Origin of the sequence: Uliginosibacterium sp. sgz301328 (assembly GCF_041807905.1) — a bacterium.
Lineage (GTDB): Bacteria > Pseudomonadota > Gammaproteobacteria > Burkholderiales > Rhodocyclaceae > JBGVSA01.
On sequence record NZ_JBGVSA010000009.1, the window covers coordinates 66,166 to 81,290 of the forward strand.

Sequence of the window (15,125 nt, forward strand, 5' to 3'; positions counted from 1 at the left end):
AACGCGTGGCGATTTTGCGGGATCGTACGCTTGTTGCGAATGATTCGCAATAACTGACCTTTTGAGGCGGGGCAAATCCGTTCGTATCCAACTGTGCCTCCCCTCTTGAAAGCTGCGGGGCCGGTACCTACATCCGTTGCATGGAGGAAGAAACCTCCGCACTGGCAGAGAAGGAGATGAGCATGAACCTGATTAACACCGATCCGTTCGATGACTTTTTCCGTGGTTTCTTCGTGCGCCCGGTCGAATTCGAAGGCGACCATCAGCGCATCGCGAGCATTCGCGTCGATGTGAAGGAAAACGCCGACAGCTACCTCGTGCAGGCAGAACTGCCCGGGATTGCCAAGGACGACATCCAGGTGCAGATCGACGGTGGTCTGCTGACCATCAGCGCCGAGCGCAAGCAGGAAAAGCAGGTCAAGGAAGGCGAACGCGTTCTGCGTACCGAACGCCACTACGGCAAGGTCGCACGCAGCTTCCAGTTGGGTCAGGAGGTCGATGAAGGCCAAGCCAGCGCCCGCTTCACCGATGGCGTGCTGGAGTTGACGCTGCCGAAGAAGGCCGCGCCGCAGGCCAAGCGCCTGACCATCCAGTAAGTAACGGAAATCTCCTCCGTTGGCACCGCGTCCGCCCGGTCGCGGTGCCTTTTTTGTGTCCGTTTGCGACAACACAGGCACCGAGGGCCAAATCGGGGCTCCGCAGCCTTTGTCATCGGGGAGCGGCGTCAGTACACTCCACGCATCCGCGAATCCCCTGGATGTAAGAAAAATGGCTGACAAACCCCTCTCGACCATCGACCCGGCCATCAAGGCCGAGATCCTCGCCGAGGCGCTGCCGTACATCAAGCGCTTCAACGACAAGACCATCGTCATCAAGTACGGCGGCAACGCCATGATCGACGAGAAGCTCAAGGACAGCTTCGCGCGCGACGTGGTGCTGCTCAAGCTGGTCGGCCTGAACCCGGTGGTGGTGCACGGCGGCGGCCCGCAGATCGACGACCTGCTGCGCCGTGTCGGCAAGCAGGGTCAGTTCATCCAGGGCATGCGCGTGACCGACGAAGAGACCATGGACATCGTCGAGATGGTCCTGGGCGGTCACGTGAACAAGGAAATCGTGAACCTGATCAACAAGCACGGTGGCAAGGCTGTCGGGCTGACGGGTCAGGACGGCGGCTTCATCCGCGCCAAGAAGTTGCTCATGCCGAACAAGGACAAGCCCGAAGAGATGATCGACATCGGCCTGGTGGGCGAGATCACCAAGATCGATCCGGCGATCATCAGCTTCCTGGATTCGGGCGACTTCATCCCGGTGATTGCGCCGATCGGCGTGGGCGAGGAAGGCGAGACCTACAACATCAACGCCGACGTGGTCGCCGGCAAGCTGGCCGAGGTGCTCAAGGCTGAAAAGCTGGTGCTGCTGACCAACACGCCGGGCGTGCTGGACAAGGAAGGCAAGCTGCTGACGGGGCTGACGCCGCGCCAGATCGACGATCTGGTGGCCGACGGTACGCTGTCCGGCGGCATGCTGCCCAAGATTTCGTCAGCGCTCGATGCCGCACGCAACGGCGTGCGTTCGGTACACATCATCGATGGCCGCGTCGAACACTGCCTGCTGCTGGAAATCCTCACCCACCACGGCGTGGGCACGATGATCAAGTCGCACTGAGCGAGGTCGTCACACACAGAACGGGGCGGGCACGACGACGTGTCCGCCCCGTTTGCCTTTATGGCTTGGCGTCGGCTGCCGGTGCCGACGCGTCGGCCTTCTCGAGCGGCGGCAGGTCTTTCCACTTGCCCGCCTTCACCAGTCGATCGCGCAGCCCGGGCAGCGGGAATCCCATTTCGTAAGCCATGTGCGCAAACTTGAGCGCGTCGTCGTAACGCCCCAAATCGGAATACGCCAGTCCGAGGTTGTACGCCTCATTGGGGCCGAGATCGTGCGAAGCGGCTGCGGTATCGAGCTTCTTCGCCGCTTCGTCCTTTTTGCCCAGCCTCACGAGAAACGAGCCGTAAAGCACTTTGACCATCGGATCGTCCGGCTGGAAGCGCTCTGCACGCTCGAACCAGCAGGTCACGGAATAGCGTGAATTGGGCGGCGGATCGCGCTTTTCGCGGAACGACAGGTTCATCATCGCCAGCAAGGCACGGGGGTGGTTCGGAAAGGCGCGCAGCGTGTAGTCGATGTCGCCGCCGATGTAGGTCTCCTGCCCGCCCTGGAGCAGTTCCACCTTCTTCGTGAAGTGGTGGGATTCGACCAGATCGCGCACGTTCTGCGGTGCCGAGCGATAGTCCATGGGCCCGTAGCTGTTCTGCAGGCTGCCGCAGACGTCCTGGGCGGCCGCCGGGATCGCGGCCAGCGCCGCGAGCGTTGTGATCAAGACCCGCGAGGCGTGCCACCATCCGTGTGTGCGTCGGTTCATAGTGCAGTCCTTGCGGGAACGACCCGCCACTGGCGCGAACGACACGGGCATCGAACCCGGTTACAGCGCGCCGACGAAAGCGATGGTTGCGGCGGCGACGTTGTCGCGCCAGGCCGCACTCGAAAACGTATGCGTCGCCTGCGGCACCTCGTGCCAGCGGATCGACGCCGACTGCAACACCCCGGCCAGCGGCGCACGCGCCGCCGCGAGGCGGAATTCATCTGCCACCAGATCGTTGCCCGAGAGCACGATCAGCACCTGACCCCGATATGTCCGCAACGCTTGCGCCATGCGCTCCGGCAATGGCCGCGCACGCTGCCACAGCGAACCCTGTTCGGGCGCATTCGACGCGGTAGCCGTGCGCGCGGTGCGCCAGTGTCCGATCAGTTCGCGCACGCTCTTTCCGACGGCCAGTTCGCCGCGCAACAACTTCTTCCACATGGCGACCGACAGCAATCGGCGGCCGTAGTAGCCATGCACCAACGCATCGGACTGACCCTGTTCGGTACGAATCCACGGATTGGCCATCACCACGGCAGTCACGCGCGGATCGTCGGCAGCCGCGAAAATCGCCGCCGTCGCGCCGTCGCACAGTCCCCACAGCACCACTTTGCGCACCGTCGGCATGACGGACTGGAATGCGCCGATGGCCGCGTCAATATCGGCGCCGGATTCTTCAAAGTCCTGCGCGGCGCCATCTGCGTCGCCCATGCCGCGATAGTCGAAACGCATGCAGGGGATGCCGGCCGATGCCAGTGCGCGCGCCAGCAACACGAATTGTCGGTGGCTGCCGACCCGGTATTGCGGCCCGCCGACGACGATCAGCACGCCGGTTTCGCAGGCCGCGTCGAGCCCTTCGATGATGGCAGGCAAGGAGGCTCCGGCGCACGCGAAATACGTCACGCTGCGGCGCATGTCCCGGCCCCTTCAAGATGGCAGCCCGCCGCGATCAGCGCGGGCGCCACTTCAACTTCGACGGTCTGCCAGAAGGACGGCCCTTCAACGACGGCCGCGTCGACGGCGACGCCCCGCGCGCGCAATCGTTCGATGGCCGTCGCGGACGCCGGCGCAATCGCGCGACCGACTTCCAGCCAGCGCACCGGAGCGGACCAGCCCGACGGCAGGTCGAAGGCGGCGGCTTCGAGTCCGGCGGCCATGGCGGAATTGAGAAGGTAGCCGGCGATTTCCTGCGCCTGGCCCTCCATGAGTGCCTGCCGCACGGCGCGCGCATCGATGCGATCGGCCTCGCCCAGCCCGAGGCTGGCGGCAATCTTGAGACGGAGGAATTGCCCGAGCAGTGTTTTGCCGGAGAGCTGCGGCTGCCAGAGCAGCAGGCCGTCATGGGCGGCGTCGGCATGCAGGGCATCGGCGGCCAGCAAGGCGCCGGCGCGCACGGCCCAGGCCCATTGCGGACCAGGATGATGGGCCTTCAGCCATTGCCGGGCGCAACTCAGGTCATCGAGCCAGCCGGCCCAATCGGCCTCGCCGAAGTCGCCTTCGGCGTCACCCGTGCCGAACAGGTCGACCTGCAGCACCGCCCAGCCCTGCTCCGCCATGGCGTGCGCGGCCAGCGCCATCATGCGGCGACATTTGTTCAGTTCTTCGGCAAAGGGCGGGTAGGCAAGGACAGCTCCGCGGACATTGCCGCGAGGCAGGCGCAGCACGCAGAACAGTTCGCCGCGTGCCGCAGGAAGATAAAAACCGCGCTCCTCGATGGTATGCACGGTGGAAAAGGGTTCAACCGGCCAGCTTGTCTTCGACGAAACGACGCAGGCTGCCGAAGGTGGCGAAGGTCGCCCCGTCCAGCTCGTCGTCTTCAAGGAACACGCCGAAGCGTTCTTCAATGCTGGTAATGACGGCCACCACGGCCATGGAATCCAGTTCCGGCACGGCGCCCAGCAGCGGGGTATCGTCCGTAAAGCCGGCGGCGCGCCCCTGCAGGCCGAGCACTTCGTCCAGGACGGCCGTCAGTTCGCTCTTGATATCCAATCAACTTCTCCCATTAATCAACGCGGCGCAGAACAATCCTGTCACGGACGCCCCGCGGAGAGCGCCGTATTATAGGTCGCTCTCGCCGCCCGACTACGTGACTTAGTACGCCGAACATGATCAGCCTACCCAGACGGCCAGCCCCGTCAGCCAGTGCGAAATCGACCGATTCCGCCAGCCCGGACAGGCCGTCTCCGACCGGTGCGCCGATCGGCTGCGCATCATACGCCATCGTCCCTCGCCCGGCAGGCTAACGCTATTGATCATGACGATAGCGCCACGCGTCCTGATGGTCGCCTACCACTTCCCGCCGCTGGCCGGCAGCAGCGGCATCCAGCGCACGCTGCGGTTCGTCCAGCAGTTGCCCGACTGCGGCTGGGAGCCCATCGTACTGGGCGCGAGCCCGCGCGCCTTCGAGCAGGTTTCGCAGGATCTGGCGGGCGAACTGGATGAAAGCCTGGTCGTGGAACGGGCCCTGGCGCTGGACAGTGCGCGGCATCTGTCGGTTGGCGGCCGCTATCCCGGCGCGCTGGCGGTGCCCGACCGCTGGGTAAGCTGGTGGCCCCACGCCGTGCTCAAGGGGCTGGCGATGATCCGCCGTTATCGTCCGGCCGCGATCTGGAGTACCTACCCCATCGCAACGGCGCACATGATCGGCCACACGCTCTCGCGCCTGTCGGGCGTGCCGTGGATCGCCGACTTCCGCGACCCGATGGCGCAGGACGATTACCCGACCGATCCAGCCGTGCGCCGCAGCTTCGAGCGCATCGAGCGCGCCGCGTTGTCGCGCGCCCGCGCAGCGGTATTCACCACAAGAGGTGCTGCGTCGATCTATCGCGAACGTTATCCGGCTCATGCGGGCAAGGTGGCGCTGATCGAAAACGGCTTCGACGAAGAGAGCTTCGCGGGACTCGGCCCGCAGCCCGACAATGCGCCGCACCCTTTCACGCTCCTGCACAGCGGCGCGGTATACCCGTCGGAACGCGATCCGTCGCAGTTCTTCGACGCACTCGGCGCGCTGGACCGCAGCGGGCAGATCACGCCGGCCACGCTGCGCGTGCGCTTTCGCGCGGCGGTACATGACGGCCTGATCGAAGGCATAGCCGAACGCGCGGGCGTGGCGGCGTATATCGAAATGGCGTCGCCCCTGCCCTACCGCGAGGCGCTCACCGAAATGCTCGGCGCCGACGCCTTGCTCGTACTGCAGGCGGCCAACTGCAATCAACAGATCCCGGCGAAGGTGTATGAATACCTGCGCGCGCAGCGCCCCATCCTCGGGCTGACCGACCCCGCTGGCGACACGGGCGATCTGCTCGCGCGCAGCGGCGTGCGCTGGATCGCGCCGCTGGATGACGCGCAGGCCATCGCCCGGATGCTGCCGGCATTCGTCGCCGCCGCGCGCAAGGGCGATGCGGGCGTACCGGATGCCGCCCATGTCGCGGCCCACTCGCGCCGCGCCCGCACGTCCGCTCTGGCCGATCTGCTCGCCTCCATGCGCTGACCCGCGCAAACCCGGCGGGGCCGGGCCTGATACGATGCGATCTTTGCGCTTCGCCCGGCTGCCTCCATGCCCGTTCAAACCTTCTTCTGGCACGACTACGAAACCTTCGGCGCCGAGCCGCGCCGCGATCGCCCGGCGCAGTTTGCGGGCATCCGTACCGACGCCGAACTCAACGAGATCGGTGCGCCGGTCGAACTCTTCTGCCAGCCCACGCCTGACTGGTTGCCCGATCCGCAATCGTGCCTGATCACCGGCATCACGCCGCAGCAATGCCTGGCACAAGGGATGCCGGAGCATCGCTTCGCGGCGGAAGTCGAACGCGTACTGGCCGAGCCGGGCACCATCGGCGTGGGCTACAACTCGATCCGTTTCGACGATGAGGTCACGCGCTTTCTGTTCTGGCGCAATCTGATCGACCCGTACGCGCGTGAATGGCAAAACGAATGCGGCCGCTGGGATTTGCTCGACACGGTACGCACTGCCTTCGCCCTGCGCCCGGAAGGCATCGAATGGCCGGTGAACGATGAGGGGCGCCATAGCTTCCGCCTCGAACATCTGACCGCCGCCAATGGACTCGCCCACGAGTCGGCGCACGACGCCGTGTCCGACGTGCGCGCCACCATCGCACTTGCGCGGCTCATTCGCGCACGCCAGCCGCGCCTGTTCGACTTCTGTGCCAGCCTGCGCAAAAAGGATCGCGTGCAGGCGGAAATCGGCTCGTCGCCGCGTCCGCTGCTGCATGTCTCGGGCATGTACGGTGCGGAACGTGGTCACCTTGCGGTGGTGTGGCCCATGGCCTGGCACCCGACCAACCGCAATGAACTGATCGTGTGGGATCTGGCGCATTCGCCAGAAGAGCTGTTCGCACTCGATACCGACACCATCCGCCAGCGCATGTTCACTCGGGCGGCCGATCTGCCCGAAGGGGTGACGCGCCTGCCCATCAAGAGCATCCACATCAACAAGTCGCCGATCGTCATCAGCAACCTGCGCACGCTCGACCCGGCACGCGCCGAGCGCTGGCAGATTGATCTGGATCTGTGTCAACGCCACGCCGGCGCTTTTGCGCAGGCACCGCAACTGGATTGGGCAGCGATTTATGCGCGCCCGGCGATGGACACGCCCGACGTGGATGAAGATCTCTACGGCGGCTTCATCGGCAACGGGGACCGCCGCACGCTCAACCGCCTGCGCGAGATGGATGGCACCGCGCTGGCGAACGCCCGCCTGAATTTCGAAGATGAACGCCTGGAAGAGCTGGTCTTTCGCTACCGCGCCCGCAACTTCCCCGAAACCCTTTCCGACGACGATGCCGGCCGCTGGCAGCAACTGCGCCATGAACGTCTCATCGACGGACGCGACGGCTATCGCAGCCTGGCACAGTTGGCCGATCAGATCGATGTGCTGTCCGAAGACGCCAACGACCGGGCGCTGGGCATCCTTGAAGCGCTGTACGACTACGCTGAATCCATTGCACCGGTGTGAGCTGGCGCGGCGCGCCGCATCGTGACCGAATGCGCAGGCAGCCGGCCGCGCGCTGATAAAATCGGCAGGCCCGGCGCGGCGCATTGACCCACGGCGCTACTGCGAGACGACGATGAGCACCCTGCTACACGAACTGATCCTGCATTCCGCCGACCGCGCGCCCGGCACTCCTGCGCTGACCCAGGGCGGTGAAACGCTCGATTACGCAGCATTGGCCACGCGCGTCGAGCGATTCGCCGCCGGCATCGTGGCACTCGGCGTAGCGCGTGGCGAACGCATCGGCGTGTATCTGGACAAGCGTTTCGAAACGGTGGTCGCGAGCTTTGGCGCGGCTGCCGCCGGTGCAGTGTTCGTGCCGATCAATCCGCTGCTCAAGCCCGAACAGGTCGGCTACATCCTGCGCGACTGCAACGTGCGCTTGCTCGTCACCTCGCCCGAACGGCACACCTTGCTCGAAGCCACGCTGCAGCAATGCCATGATCTGCGCCACGTGGTGCTCACCAGCGATGGCGACGGCATGCCTTCGGGCTATTCGATCCACGGGTGGGATGTCGTCAACACGCAGGCGACGGCGCACGGCCACCGCGTCATCGACAGCGACATGCTGGCGATCCTGTATACGTCTGGCAGCACCGGGCGCCCCAAGGGCGTGGTGCTATCCCATCGCAACATGGTGGCCGGCGCCAAGAGCGTGGCCCATTATCTTGGCAACAATCCCGACGACACCTTGCTCGCGGCCTTGCCGTTGTCGTTCGACGCCGGCTTCTCGCAATTGACGACGGCGTTCCATGCCGGCGCACGCGTGGTGCTGCTCAACTATCTGCTGCCGCGCGACGTGGTCCGCGCGCTCGAGCGCGAACGCGTCACCGGGCTGACCGCCGTGCCGCCGCTGTGGATTCAGCTCACGCAGGTTCAATGGCCGGAGAGCGTTGCGCAGCACTTGCGCTACATCGCGAATACGGGTGGACGTATGCCGCTTGAAACGCTCAAGACGCTGCGCGAACGTCTGCCCAGGACCCGACCGTTCCTCATGTACGGTTTGACCGAAGCGTTTCGCGCGACGTATCTCGATCCGTCCGAAGTCGATCGTCGCCCGGACTCCATCGGCAGATCGATCCCCAATTCCGAAGTGATGGTGCTACGCGAAGACGGCACGCCGTGCGCGCCGAATGAGCCGGGCGAACTGGTGCAGCGCGGCGCACTGGTGGCGATGGGCTATTGGAACGATCCGGACAAGACGGCCGAGCGCTTTCGCCCCGTGCCCGGTGCTGTGCGCGAGGGCGGCTTGGTGTTGCCGGAAATCGCGGTGTTCTCGGGCGACACCGTGCGCGCCGATGAAGAAGGCTTCCTGTACTTCATCGGCCGCCGCGATGAAATGATCAAGACCTCGGGTTACCGCGTAAGCCCGACGGAAATCGAAGAAGTCGCCTACGCGACCCAACTCGTCGGGGAGTGCGCCGCCTTCGGCATCGACCACGCATCGCTCGGGCAGGCCATCGTGCTGGTCGTGACGCCGCGCGGAGCATCGCCATTGTCGGAAGAGGATCTGCTGGCGCACTTCAAGCGTGAATGCCCGGCCTATCAGGTGCCCGCGCATATCAAGATCCAGGCGGGCCCGCTGCCGCGCAACCCCAACGGCAAGATCGACCGTAAACTGCTCGCTGGCGAATTCGCCGCACGCACCTCCGCCCAGCCATGACAGATCAAACCACCGGCGCTCCGCGCCCCCTGCCGCGCCATGCGGCGATGGACCAGTTCCCAAGCTCGGGCAACGAGCTGCTCATCGGCGGCATGCCGATATCGCGCCTGGCCGCGCGCGTGGGCCAGACGCCGTTCTATGCGTACGATCGGCGCCTTATCGGTACGCGCATCGCGGAATTGCGCGCCACGCTACCGGAGGCCGTACAACTGCACTTCGCGATGAAGGCCAATCCGATGCCGGCGCTGGTGGCCTTCATGGCGGCGCGCGTCGATGGCCTGGACGTTGCCTCGGGCGCCGAAATGCGTGTAGCGCTCGACGCCGGCGCCGACCCGCGTCGCATGAGTTTTGCCGGTCCGGGCAAGAGCGAGTCCGAACTGACGCAGGCGGTCGCTGCCAACGTATTGTTGAATGTAGAGTCCCTGCGCGAAGTGCGCGTCCTGGCGGATATCGCTTCGCGCACGGGGTGGAAGCCGCGCGTGGCCGTGCGCGTGAATCCGGATTTCGAGCTCAAGTCCTCCGGCATGAGGATGGGCGGCGGCCCGAAGCAGTTCGGTGTCGATGCCGAAATCGTGCCCGACCTGTTGCGTGAAATCGGACGCCTCGGTCTGTCATTCGAAGGATTCCATCTGTTTGCCGGCTCGCAGAACCTGCGCGCCGAGGCCATCGTCGAGGCGCAGCAAAAGAGTTTTGAACTGGCATTGCGGCTCGCGGAGCACGCTCCCGCGCCGGTGCGTTCGCTCAACCTTGGCGGCGGCTTCGGTATTCCGTATTTCCCCGGCGAGACACGGCTCGACATCACGCCGATCGGCGACAACCTCGCACAGCTTGCGCAGCGTGCGGAGCGCGAACTGGATGATGCTGAACTGGTCGTCGAGCTGGGCCGCTATCTGGTCGGCGAGGCTGGCGTATATGTGGCGCGCGTGGTGGACAAGAAGATGTCGCGCGGCCACACCTATCTGGTCACCGACGGCGGGCTGCATCATCATCTGGCCGCGTCCGGCAACTTCGGCCAGGTGATCCGCAAGAATTATCCCGTTGCCATTGGCAATCGCATGGCATCTCCGTCCGTTGAGCAGGTCACGGTGGTCGGCCCCCTGTGTACGCCGCTCGATCTGCTGGCCGAACGCATGGATCTGCCCGCTGCCGAGGTCGGTGACTTCGTGGTGGTGTTCCAGTCGGGCGCCTATGGCTACACCGCCAGTCCTCGCGATTTCCTCAGCCATCCGCAGCCCGTCGAAGTGCTGGTATGACAATGCGGCCGGCAATGGCGCCGGCCCTTGCCCAAGGAATGCATCACTCCATGATCCGTGGTTACATCGATTTCGCCGCGCTGAACCGGCAGACCCGCCTGGATGCCGCCGCGCTGCGCCAAGGCCGCCTGCAATGCGCGGGACTGGACCTGGGCTTCTCGGGCGTCGCCGTTCACCACAACGACACGCAACTGCTGCTCATCGCCGGCCATCCCCAGGCCCGCGAGGCACGGCTGCTCAGCACGCTCCGTCATGAAGGCTGGCCGGCGATGCTGCCGTGGATCACGTCGTCACCCCACAACATCGTGCCGCAGCTCGGCGGTCGCTTTGCACTGCTGTGGCTCGACATCTCGGCAGGGGCGCTGGGGTTTGCGACGGATCGCTTCGCCACGCACCCGTTCTGCTATTCAAAGGAAGGCGCCCGCCTCTCGTTTGCCGACCGCGCCGATCAGGTTCCTGCGCTGAGTCGCGGCTTGTCCGCGCAAGGGCTGTTCGATTACCTGCACTTTCACGTGATCCCGGCGCCGCGCACGGTGTTCGAAGGTATACACCGGCTGCCTCCCGCCAACTTGCTGACGGCGAACGGGGACGAAACACGCACGCGCCGCTGGTGGCTGCCGCACTTCGAAGAACCCAGGAAGGGCAACGTCGCCACCGAAAAGGAAGCCTTCCGCAGCATTCTGGATGAAGCGGTGCGTCGCGCCGCCGAGGACGGCAATGTCGGTGCGTTTCTGTCGGGCGGCACCGATAGCTCGACGGTCGCCGGACTGCTGGCGGCGCAACGTGGCGCGCCGATCAAGGCGTATTCCATTGGCTTCGATGCCGCCGGCTACGACGAAATCGAATACGCGCGCGTCGCGGCAGCCCGCTTCGGGCTGGACCACCACATTCACTACATCACGCCTGAAGAGATCGCGACGGGCGTACCGGCAGTGGCGGCGCATTACGACCAGCCCTTCGGCAACTCGTCGGCGGTACCCGCGTATTACTGCTCACGCGCCGCCCATGCCGATGGCATTACACGCATGCTGGCGGGCGATGGTGGAGACGAACTCTTCGGCGGCAACACGCGCTATGCCGCGCAGCGTGTCTTCGCACTGCACGACCGCATGCCTGCGCCGTTGTGGAGCGCCAGCTTCGGCCCCCTGTTGCATGGCGCAGGCAGTGTGCCGGGCCTGGGCAAGTTGGCACGTTACGCACGTCTGGCAGAAAGCACCGTGCCGGAACGCTTCGATTCGTACAACCTCGTCGCACGGCTCGGGCACGCCAATGTTCTGACGCCGGCCTTCCTGCACGCCATCGACACGGCGGCACCGGCGCGACTGCGCGACGCCGAATGGCAGCAGATCGGCGCCAACGCGCTGATCAACCGCATGCTGGCCTTCGATTGGCGTTTCACGCTGGCCGACAATGATCTGCCGAAGGTGATCGGGACAACGGAACTCGCGGGCGTGGAGGTTGCTTTCCCGTTGCTGGATGATGATCTGGTCGATTTCTCGATGACCTTGCCTCCGCGCTTCAAGCTGCGCGGCAAGCAGTTGCGCTGGTTCTTCAAGCGCGCACTCGCGGACCTGCTGCCGCGCCAGATCATCCACAAGAAGAAGCACGGCTTCGGCCTGCCTTTCGGGCAGTGGGCGCTGAGCAATGATCAGTTGCGCGCCGTGGCGACCGACTCACTCGGTAGCCTCGGCACGCGCGGCATTCTGCGGGCGGAGTTTCTCGATTCGCTGATGCGCGATCGCGTGGCGGCCCACCCCGGCTATTACGGCGAGATGGTGTGGATCGCGATGATGCTGGAGCAATGGCTGCGCGCTCATGCGCCGGACTATCGCTTCGCCGGCTGAAAGCAAAACGGGCGCCGCGATGGCGCCCGGCTGTCTGAGTGAGTGCGGATCAGCGTCCGAGCACGCGACGCACGAATCCGCAGCAGATCGTCAGGAACACCACCAGGCTGAGTAGCTGCGCAACCGGTGCGAATCCCGCCCCCACCACGGCCAGCGGTGCGTCGCTCCCGCTCGCGCCGATGATGGCGGCAATCAGCACGCCAACGAGGCTTTCTCCGACGATCAGGCCCGAAGCAATCAACACACCGCGACGCTCGGGAGCGGATGCGACTTCCTTGTACGACTTGCCCTGCGCGACGGCACGTCGACGCAACTGCAGTTCGATGAACCACGCGATCACGGCGCCGAATGCGAGCGGCACGGTCACCGTCGGCGGCAAGTAGATACCCAGCCCCACGGCAAGCACTGGCAGGCGTGCCACGCCACCACGTCTGCGCAGCATCGCGTCGATGACGATCAGGACCGCACCCAACGCAACGCCGATCAGCAGCATGTCCCAGTCGAGCTTGTGATTGAAGATGCCGGAGGCGATGGCCGTCATCAGTGTGGCCTGCGGAGCCGACAGGACCTGTGAAGGGTCCATGCCCTCACGAGGCAGCGCGCCGGCAAAACCGTAGGAGTGATACAGCAGTTCAAGCACTGGCGAAATCACTGCCGCACCGACCGCGCAGCCGATGAGCAGCGCCACCTGCTGACGCCACGGCGTCGCTCCCACCAACCAGCCGGTCTTCAGGTCCTGCAGGTTGTCGTTGGAGATGGTCGCGACGGCGACGACCGCAGCCGTGATGAACAAGGCCAGCGCGATGGCAAAGTTGCGCCCCTCGGGCGAGGCAGTCAGCCCTTCTGCGCCGCTCACCCCGAGGATGAGCAGCGACACCAGGGTGACGCCGATGATGCCGATGCCGGAAATCGGGCTCGACGACGAGCCCACCAGGCCGGCCATGTAGCCACAGGCCGCCGCGATCAGAAAACCGAACACGAACGTGAACAGCAGCGCGCACCCCACCAGCATCCACCGCGTGCCGGCATCGGTGGGCGCCGTCGCCAGGAAGGCGGCGAAGGTCACACCGAGCACGGCAAGCATGACGACGGCAATGATGATGATCCAGCGCGAGGACAGATCCTGCTCGGTACGTGGCACGCCTTCGCCGGCGGGCCCGCCCGTGAGCGCGGCGAATGAGCGCTTGACGCCTTCGATGACCGGACCGATCAGCGTCACCAGCGTCCACACTGCCGCGATCGCGATGACGCCGGCGCCGACGAACCGCACCTGAGTACGCCAGATGGTGCCGCCAAAGTCGGCCAGTGATTGCCCGGCCTGCAGGGTCGCCTGCGCGCTCAGCAGCGGCACACCGACGCCCCAGGCAATGAGCAGGCCGATGATGATCGCCACCCCGGCCACGATGCCGATCAGGTAACCCGCGCCGATGAGCGCGAACGAAAAACCGATCGGCAATTGGAAGACGGCGCGACCGATGGAGAACCAGTAACCGGCGCTGTCGGCCAGCACGCGAAGACCGCTGGCCGCGAAACTGAACAGCGCCGCCGTCGCACCGCCGACAGCGATTTCGCGCATGCCGCTCTTGGCGTCTGCTGCGCCGTCGCCGTCTTCGGTCTCGCCGCTGCCCACTCGCAGGATTTCGGCAGCGGCCACGCCTTCCGGATACGGGAGCGAGCTTTGCACGACCATCGCGTGCCGCAGCGGAATCGTAAACAGCACGCCGAGCATGCCGCCCGCCATGCAGATCGCCAGCGTCTGCCAGAACGGAAATCCCTGCCAGTGCCCGACCATGACGAGAGCGGGCAGCACAAAGATGATCGATGACAGCGTGCCGGCCGCCGAGGCCTGCGTCTGCACCATGTTGTTCTCGAGGATGTTGGTGCGCGAGAACAGCGACAGTACCGCCATGGAGATGACGGCCGCCGGGATCGACGACGAGAAAGTCAGTCCCACCTTGAGGCCAAGGTACACATTGGAGGCAGTGAAGACGACTGTGATGAGCGCGCCGAGGATGACGCCTCGCAATGTCAGTTCGGGCAACGACGCGCCAACGTCGATGGCGGTTTCGCTACGGGTCTGCATGGTAATGGCCGGTCCCTTCTTGTTGGAGTTTTTGGCGGAAAATGCCTGACGCCGCATTGGATATTAGCAAGCGCGCATGGGCTTTGTTCCGGCGCAGCCCACCCGCATACTGCGTCCGGCAATCGACCGGCGGTACTCCATGGCAGAATGGCCCGCTCCGTCCTCGAACTCCCGCGCATGCAAGATGATCTTCGGGCTCATGTCGCCCAGTACCTGAAGCTCTTTCCCGATGAAACGGAGCGTGTCGCGCCTTTGCGGGCACAACTCACCGAGGACGGCGACAGTATCCTCCTGCGATCGAACATGCACGGCCATCTCACCAGCAGTACGCTGATCCTGAATGCGGCCGGCACGCATGTGCTGCTCATTCATCACCGGGTGTTCGATCGCTGGCTGCCCCCCGGCGGACACTATGAAGCGCCGGGCACGCCACGCGAATCAGCCTGGCGCGAAGTGGTGGAGGAAACCGGGCTGCCCCAATCCGCGCTGGCCCCGCATCCACTATGGCCGCATGAGACACCGCTGGATATCGACACGCATCCGATTCCCGCGCGGCCAGCCAAGAACGAGGGTGCGCACCGTCACCATGATCTGGCTTTCCTGGCAGTGGCGGACGACAGCATCGCGCTACGCCCGCAAGAGGACGAAGTCGCCGCCGCACGGTGGGTCACGCTGGAGGAGGCAAGCACATTGCCAAGCCGACGAATGCAGCGGCTCCTGCATAAATTCCAGGCGCTGATAGATGCGAAGAGAGACACCGTTTGCGGCGGTTTCCAGAGAAGGGCGACTTAGAAGCGGCCCAAAGTCTGTCGCGAGAGACCGTCGGCGAGGTGAATAGCAGTACAGGATCTT

General features: G+C 65.1%; 13 protein-coding genes. 8 read left to right on the forward strand and 5 right to left on the reverse strand.

The genetic code is table 11. From position 1 onward, the window contains the following. The first annotated feature begins 176 nt into the window (after nt 1-176). Both ACDA63_RS08735 and argB read left to right on the forward strand, forming a co-directional pair. Nucleotides 177-596, forward strand: coding sequence for an Hsp20/alpha crystallin family protein (locus ACDA63_RS08735; protein ID WP_373662839.1), 420 nt, complete (start codon nt 177-179; stop codon nt 594-596). A 172-nt stretch (nt 597-768) separates the two neighbouring features. Then, complete coding sequence (gene argB, locus ACDA63_RS08740; protein ID WP_373662840.1) at nt 769-1,665, forward strand: acetylglutamate kinase; 897 nt, start codon at nt 769-771, stop codon at nt 1,663-1,665. A 58-nt stretch (nt 1,666-1,723) separates the two neighbouring features. On the opposite strand, the gene ACDA63_RS08745 is transcribed toward argB, so the two are convergent. Genes ACDA63_RS08745 through ACDA63_RS08760 form a run of 4 tightly spaced genes read right to left on the reverse strand, consistent with a single transcriptional unit; the run spans nt 1,724 to nt 4,408 of the window. Continuing rightward, nucleotides 1,724-2,419 (reverse strand): hypothetical protein, encoded by a 696-nt coding sequence (locus ACDA63_RS08745; RefSeq protein WP_373662841.1) that lies wholly within the window; start codon nt 2,417-2,419, stop codon nt 1,724-1,726. Between the two features lie 60 nt (nt 2,420-2,479). Next, nucleotides 2,480-3,334 carry a hydrolase 1, exosortase A system-associated gene (locus ACDA63_RS08750; protein ID WP_373662842.1) on the reverse strand — a complete coding sequence of 285 codons (855 nt, stop codon included), beginning with the start codon at nt 3,332-3,334 and terminating at the stop codon, nt 2,480-2,482. Next, the gene (locus ACDA63_RS08755) at nt 3,319-4,143 is read right to left on the reverse strand and encodes a hydrolase 2, exosortase A system-associated (protein WP_373662843.1); all 825 of its coding nucleotides are present in this window, start codon (nt 4,141-4,143) and stop codon (nt 3,319-3,321) included. Before ACDA63_RS08755 ends, ACDA63_RS08750 begins: the two co-directional genes overlap by 16 nt. Before the next feature lie 13 nt (nt 4,144-4,156). Continuing rightward, complete coding sequence (locus tag ACDA63_RS08760) at nt 4,157-4,408, reverse strand: acyl carrier protein (RefSeq protein ID WP_373662844.1); 252 nt, start codon at nt 4,406-4,408, stop codon at nt 4,157-4,159. A 265-nt stretch (nt 4,409-4,673) separates the two neighbouring features. Here ACDA63_RS08760 and ACDA63_RS08765 point away from each other — a divergent pair, with 265 nt between their 5' ends. From ACDA63_RS08765 to ACDA63_RS08785, 5 genes are all read left to right on the forward strand, one after another. Then, the gene (locus ACDA63_RS08765; RefSeq protein WP_373662845.1) at nt 4,674-5,909 is read left to right on the forward strand and encodes a glycosyltransferase; all 1,236 of its coding nucleotides are present in this window, start codon (nt 4,674-4,676) and stop codon (nt 5,907-5,909) included. 66 nt (nt 5,910-5,975) lie between these two features. Next, nucleotides 5,976-7,394, forward strand: coding sequence for an exodeoxyribonuclease I (gene sbcB / locus ACDA63_RS08770; protein ID WP_373662846.1), 1,419 nt, complete (start codon nt 5,976-5,978; stop codon nt 7,392-7,394). 112 nt (nt 7,395-7,506) lie between these two features. Continuing rightward, nucleotides 7,507-9,093: an acyl-CoA ligase (AMP-forming), exosortase A system-associated gene (locus tag ACDA63_RS08775; protein ID WP_373662847.1), complete on the forward strand. Its 1,587-nt coding sequence runs from the start codon at nt 7,507-7,509 to the stop codon at nt 9,091-9,093. Then, entirely contained in the window at nt 9,090-10,346 is a 1,257-nt protein-coding gene (locus ACDA63_RS08780) for a pyridoxal-dependent decarboxylase, exosortase A system-associated (protein WP_373662848.1), read from the forward strand. The genes ACDA63_RS08775 and ACDA63_RS08780 overlap by 4 nt, the downstream gene beginning before the upstream one ends. A gap of 50 nt (nt 10,347-10,396) precedes the next feature. Beyond that, complete coding sequence (locus ACDA63_RS08785; protein ID WP_373662849.1) at nt 10,397-12,190, forward strand: asparagine synthetase B; 1,794 nt, start codon at nt 10,397-10,399, stop codon at nt 12,188-12,190. A 49-nt stretch (nt 12,191-12,239) separates the two neighbouring features. Here the strand turns inward: ACDA63_RS08785 and ACDA63_RS08790 are convergent, their stop codons facing one another. Then, nucleotides 12,240-14,273, reverse strand: a complete 2,034-nt coding sequence (locus ACDA63_RS08790; RefSeq protein WP_373662850.1) for an OPT family oligopeptide transporter — start codon at nt 14,271-14,273, stop codon at nt 12,240-12,242. 177 nt (nt 14,274-14,450) lie between these two features. Between ACDA63_RS08790 and ACDA63_RS08795 the strand changes: the two genes are divergently transcribed. Continuing rightward, nucleotides 14,451-15,065, forward strand: a complete 615-nt coding sequence (locus ACDA63_RS08795; protein ID WP_373662851.1) for an NUDIX hydrolase — start codon at nt 14,451-14,453, stop codon at nt 15,063-15,065. Nucleotides 15,066-15,125: the final 60 nt, after the last annotated feature.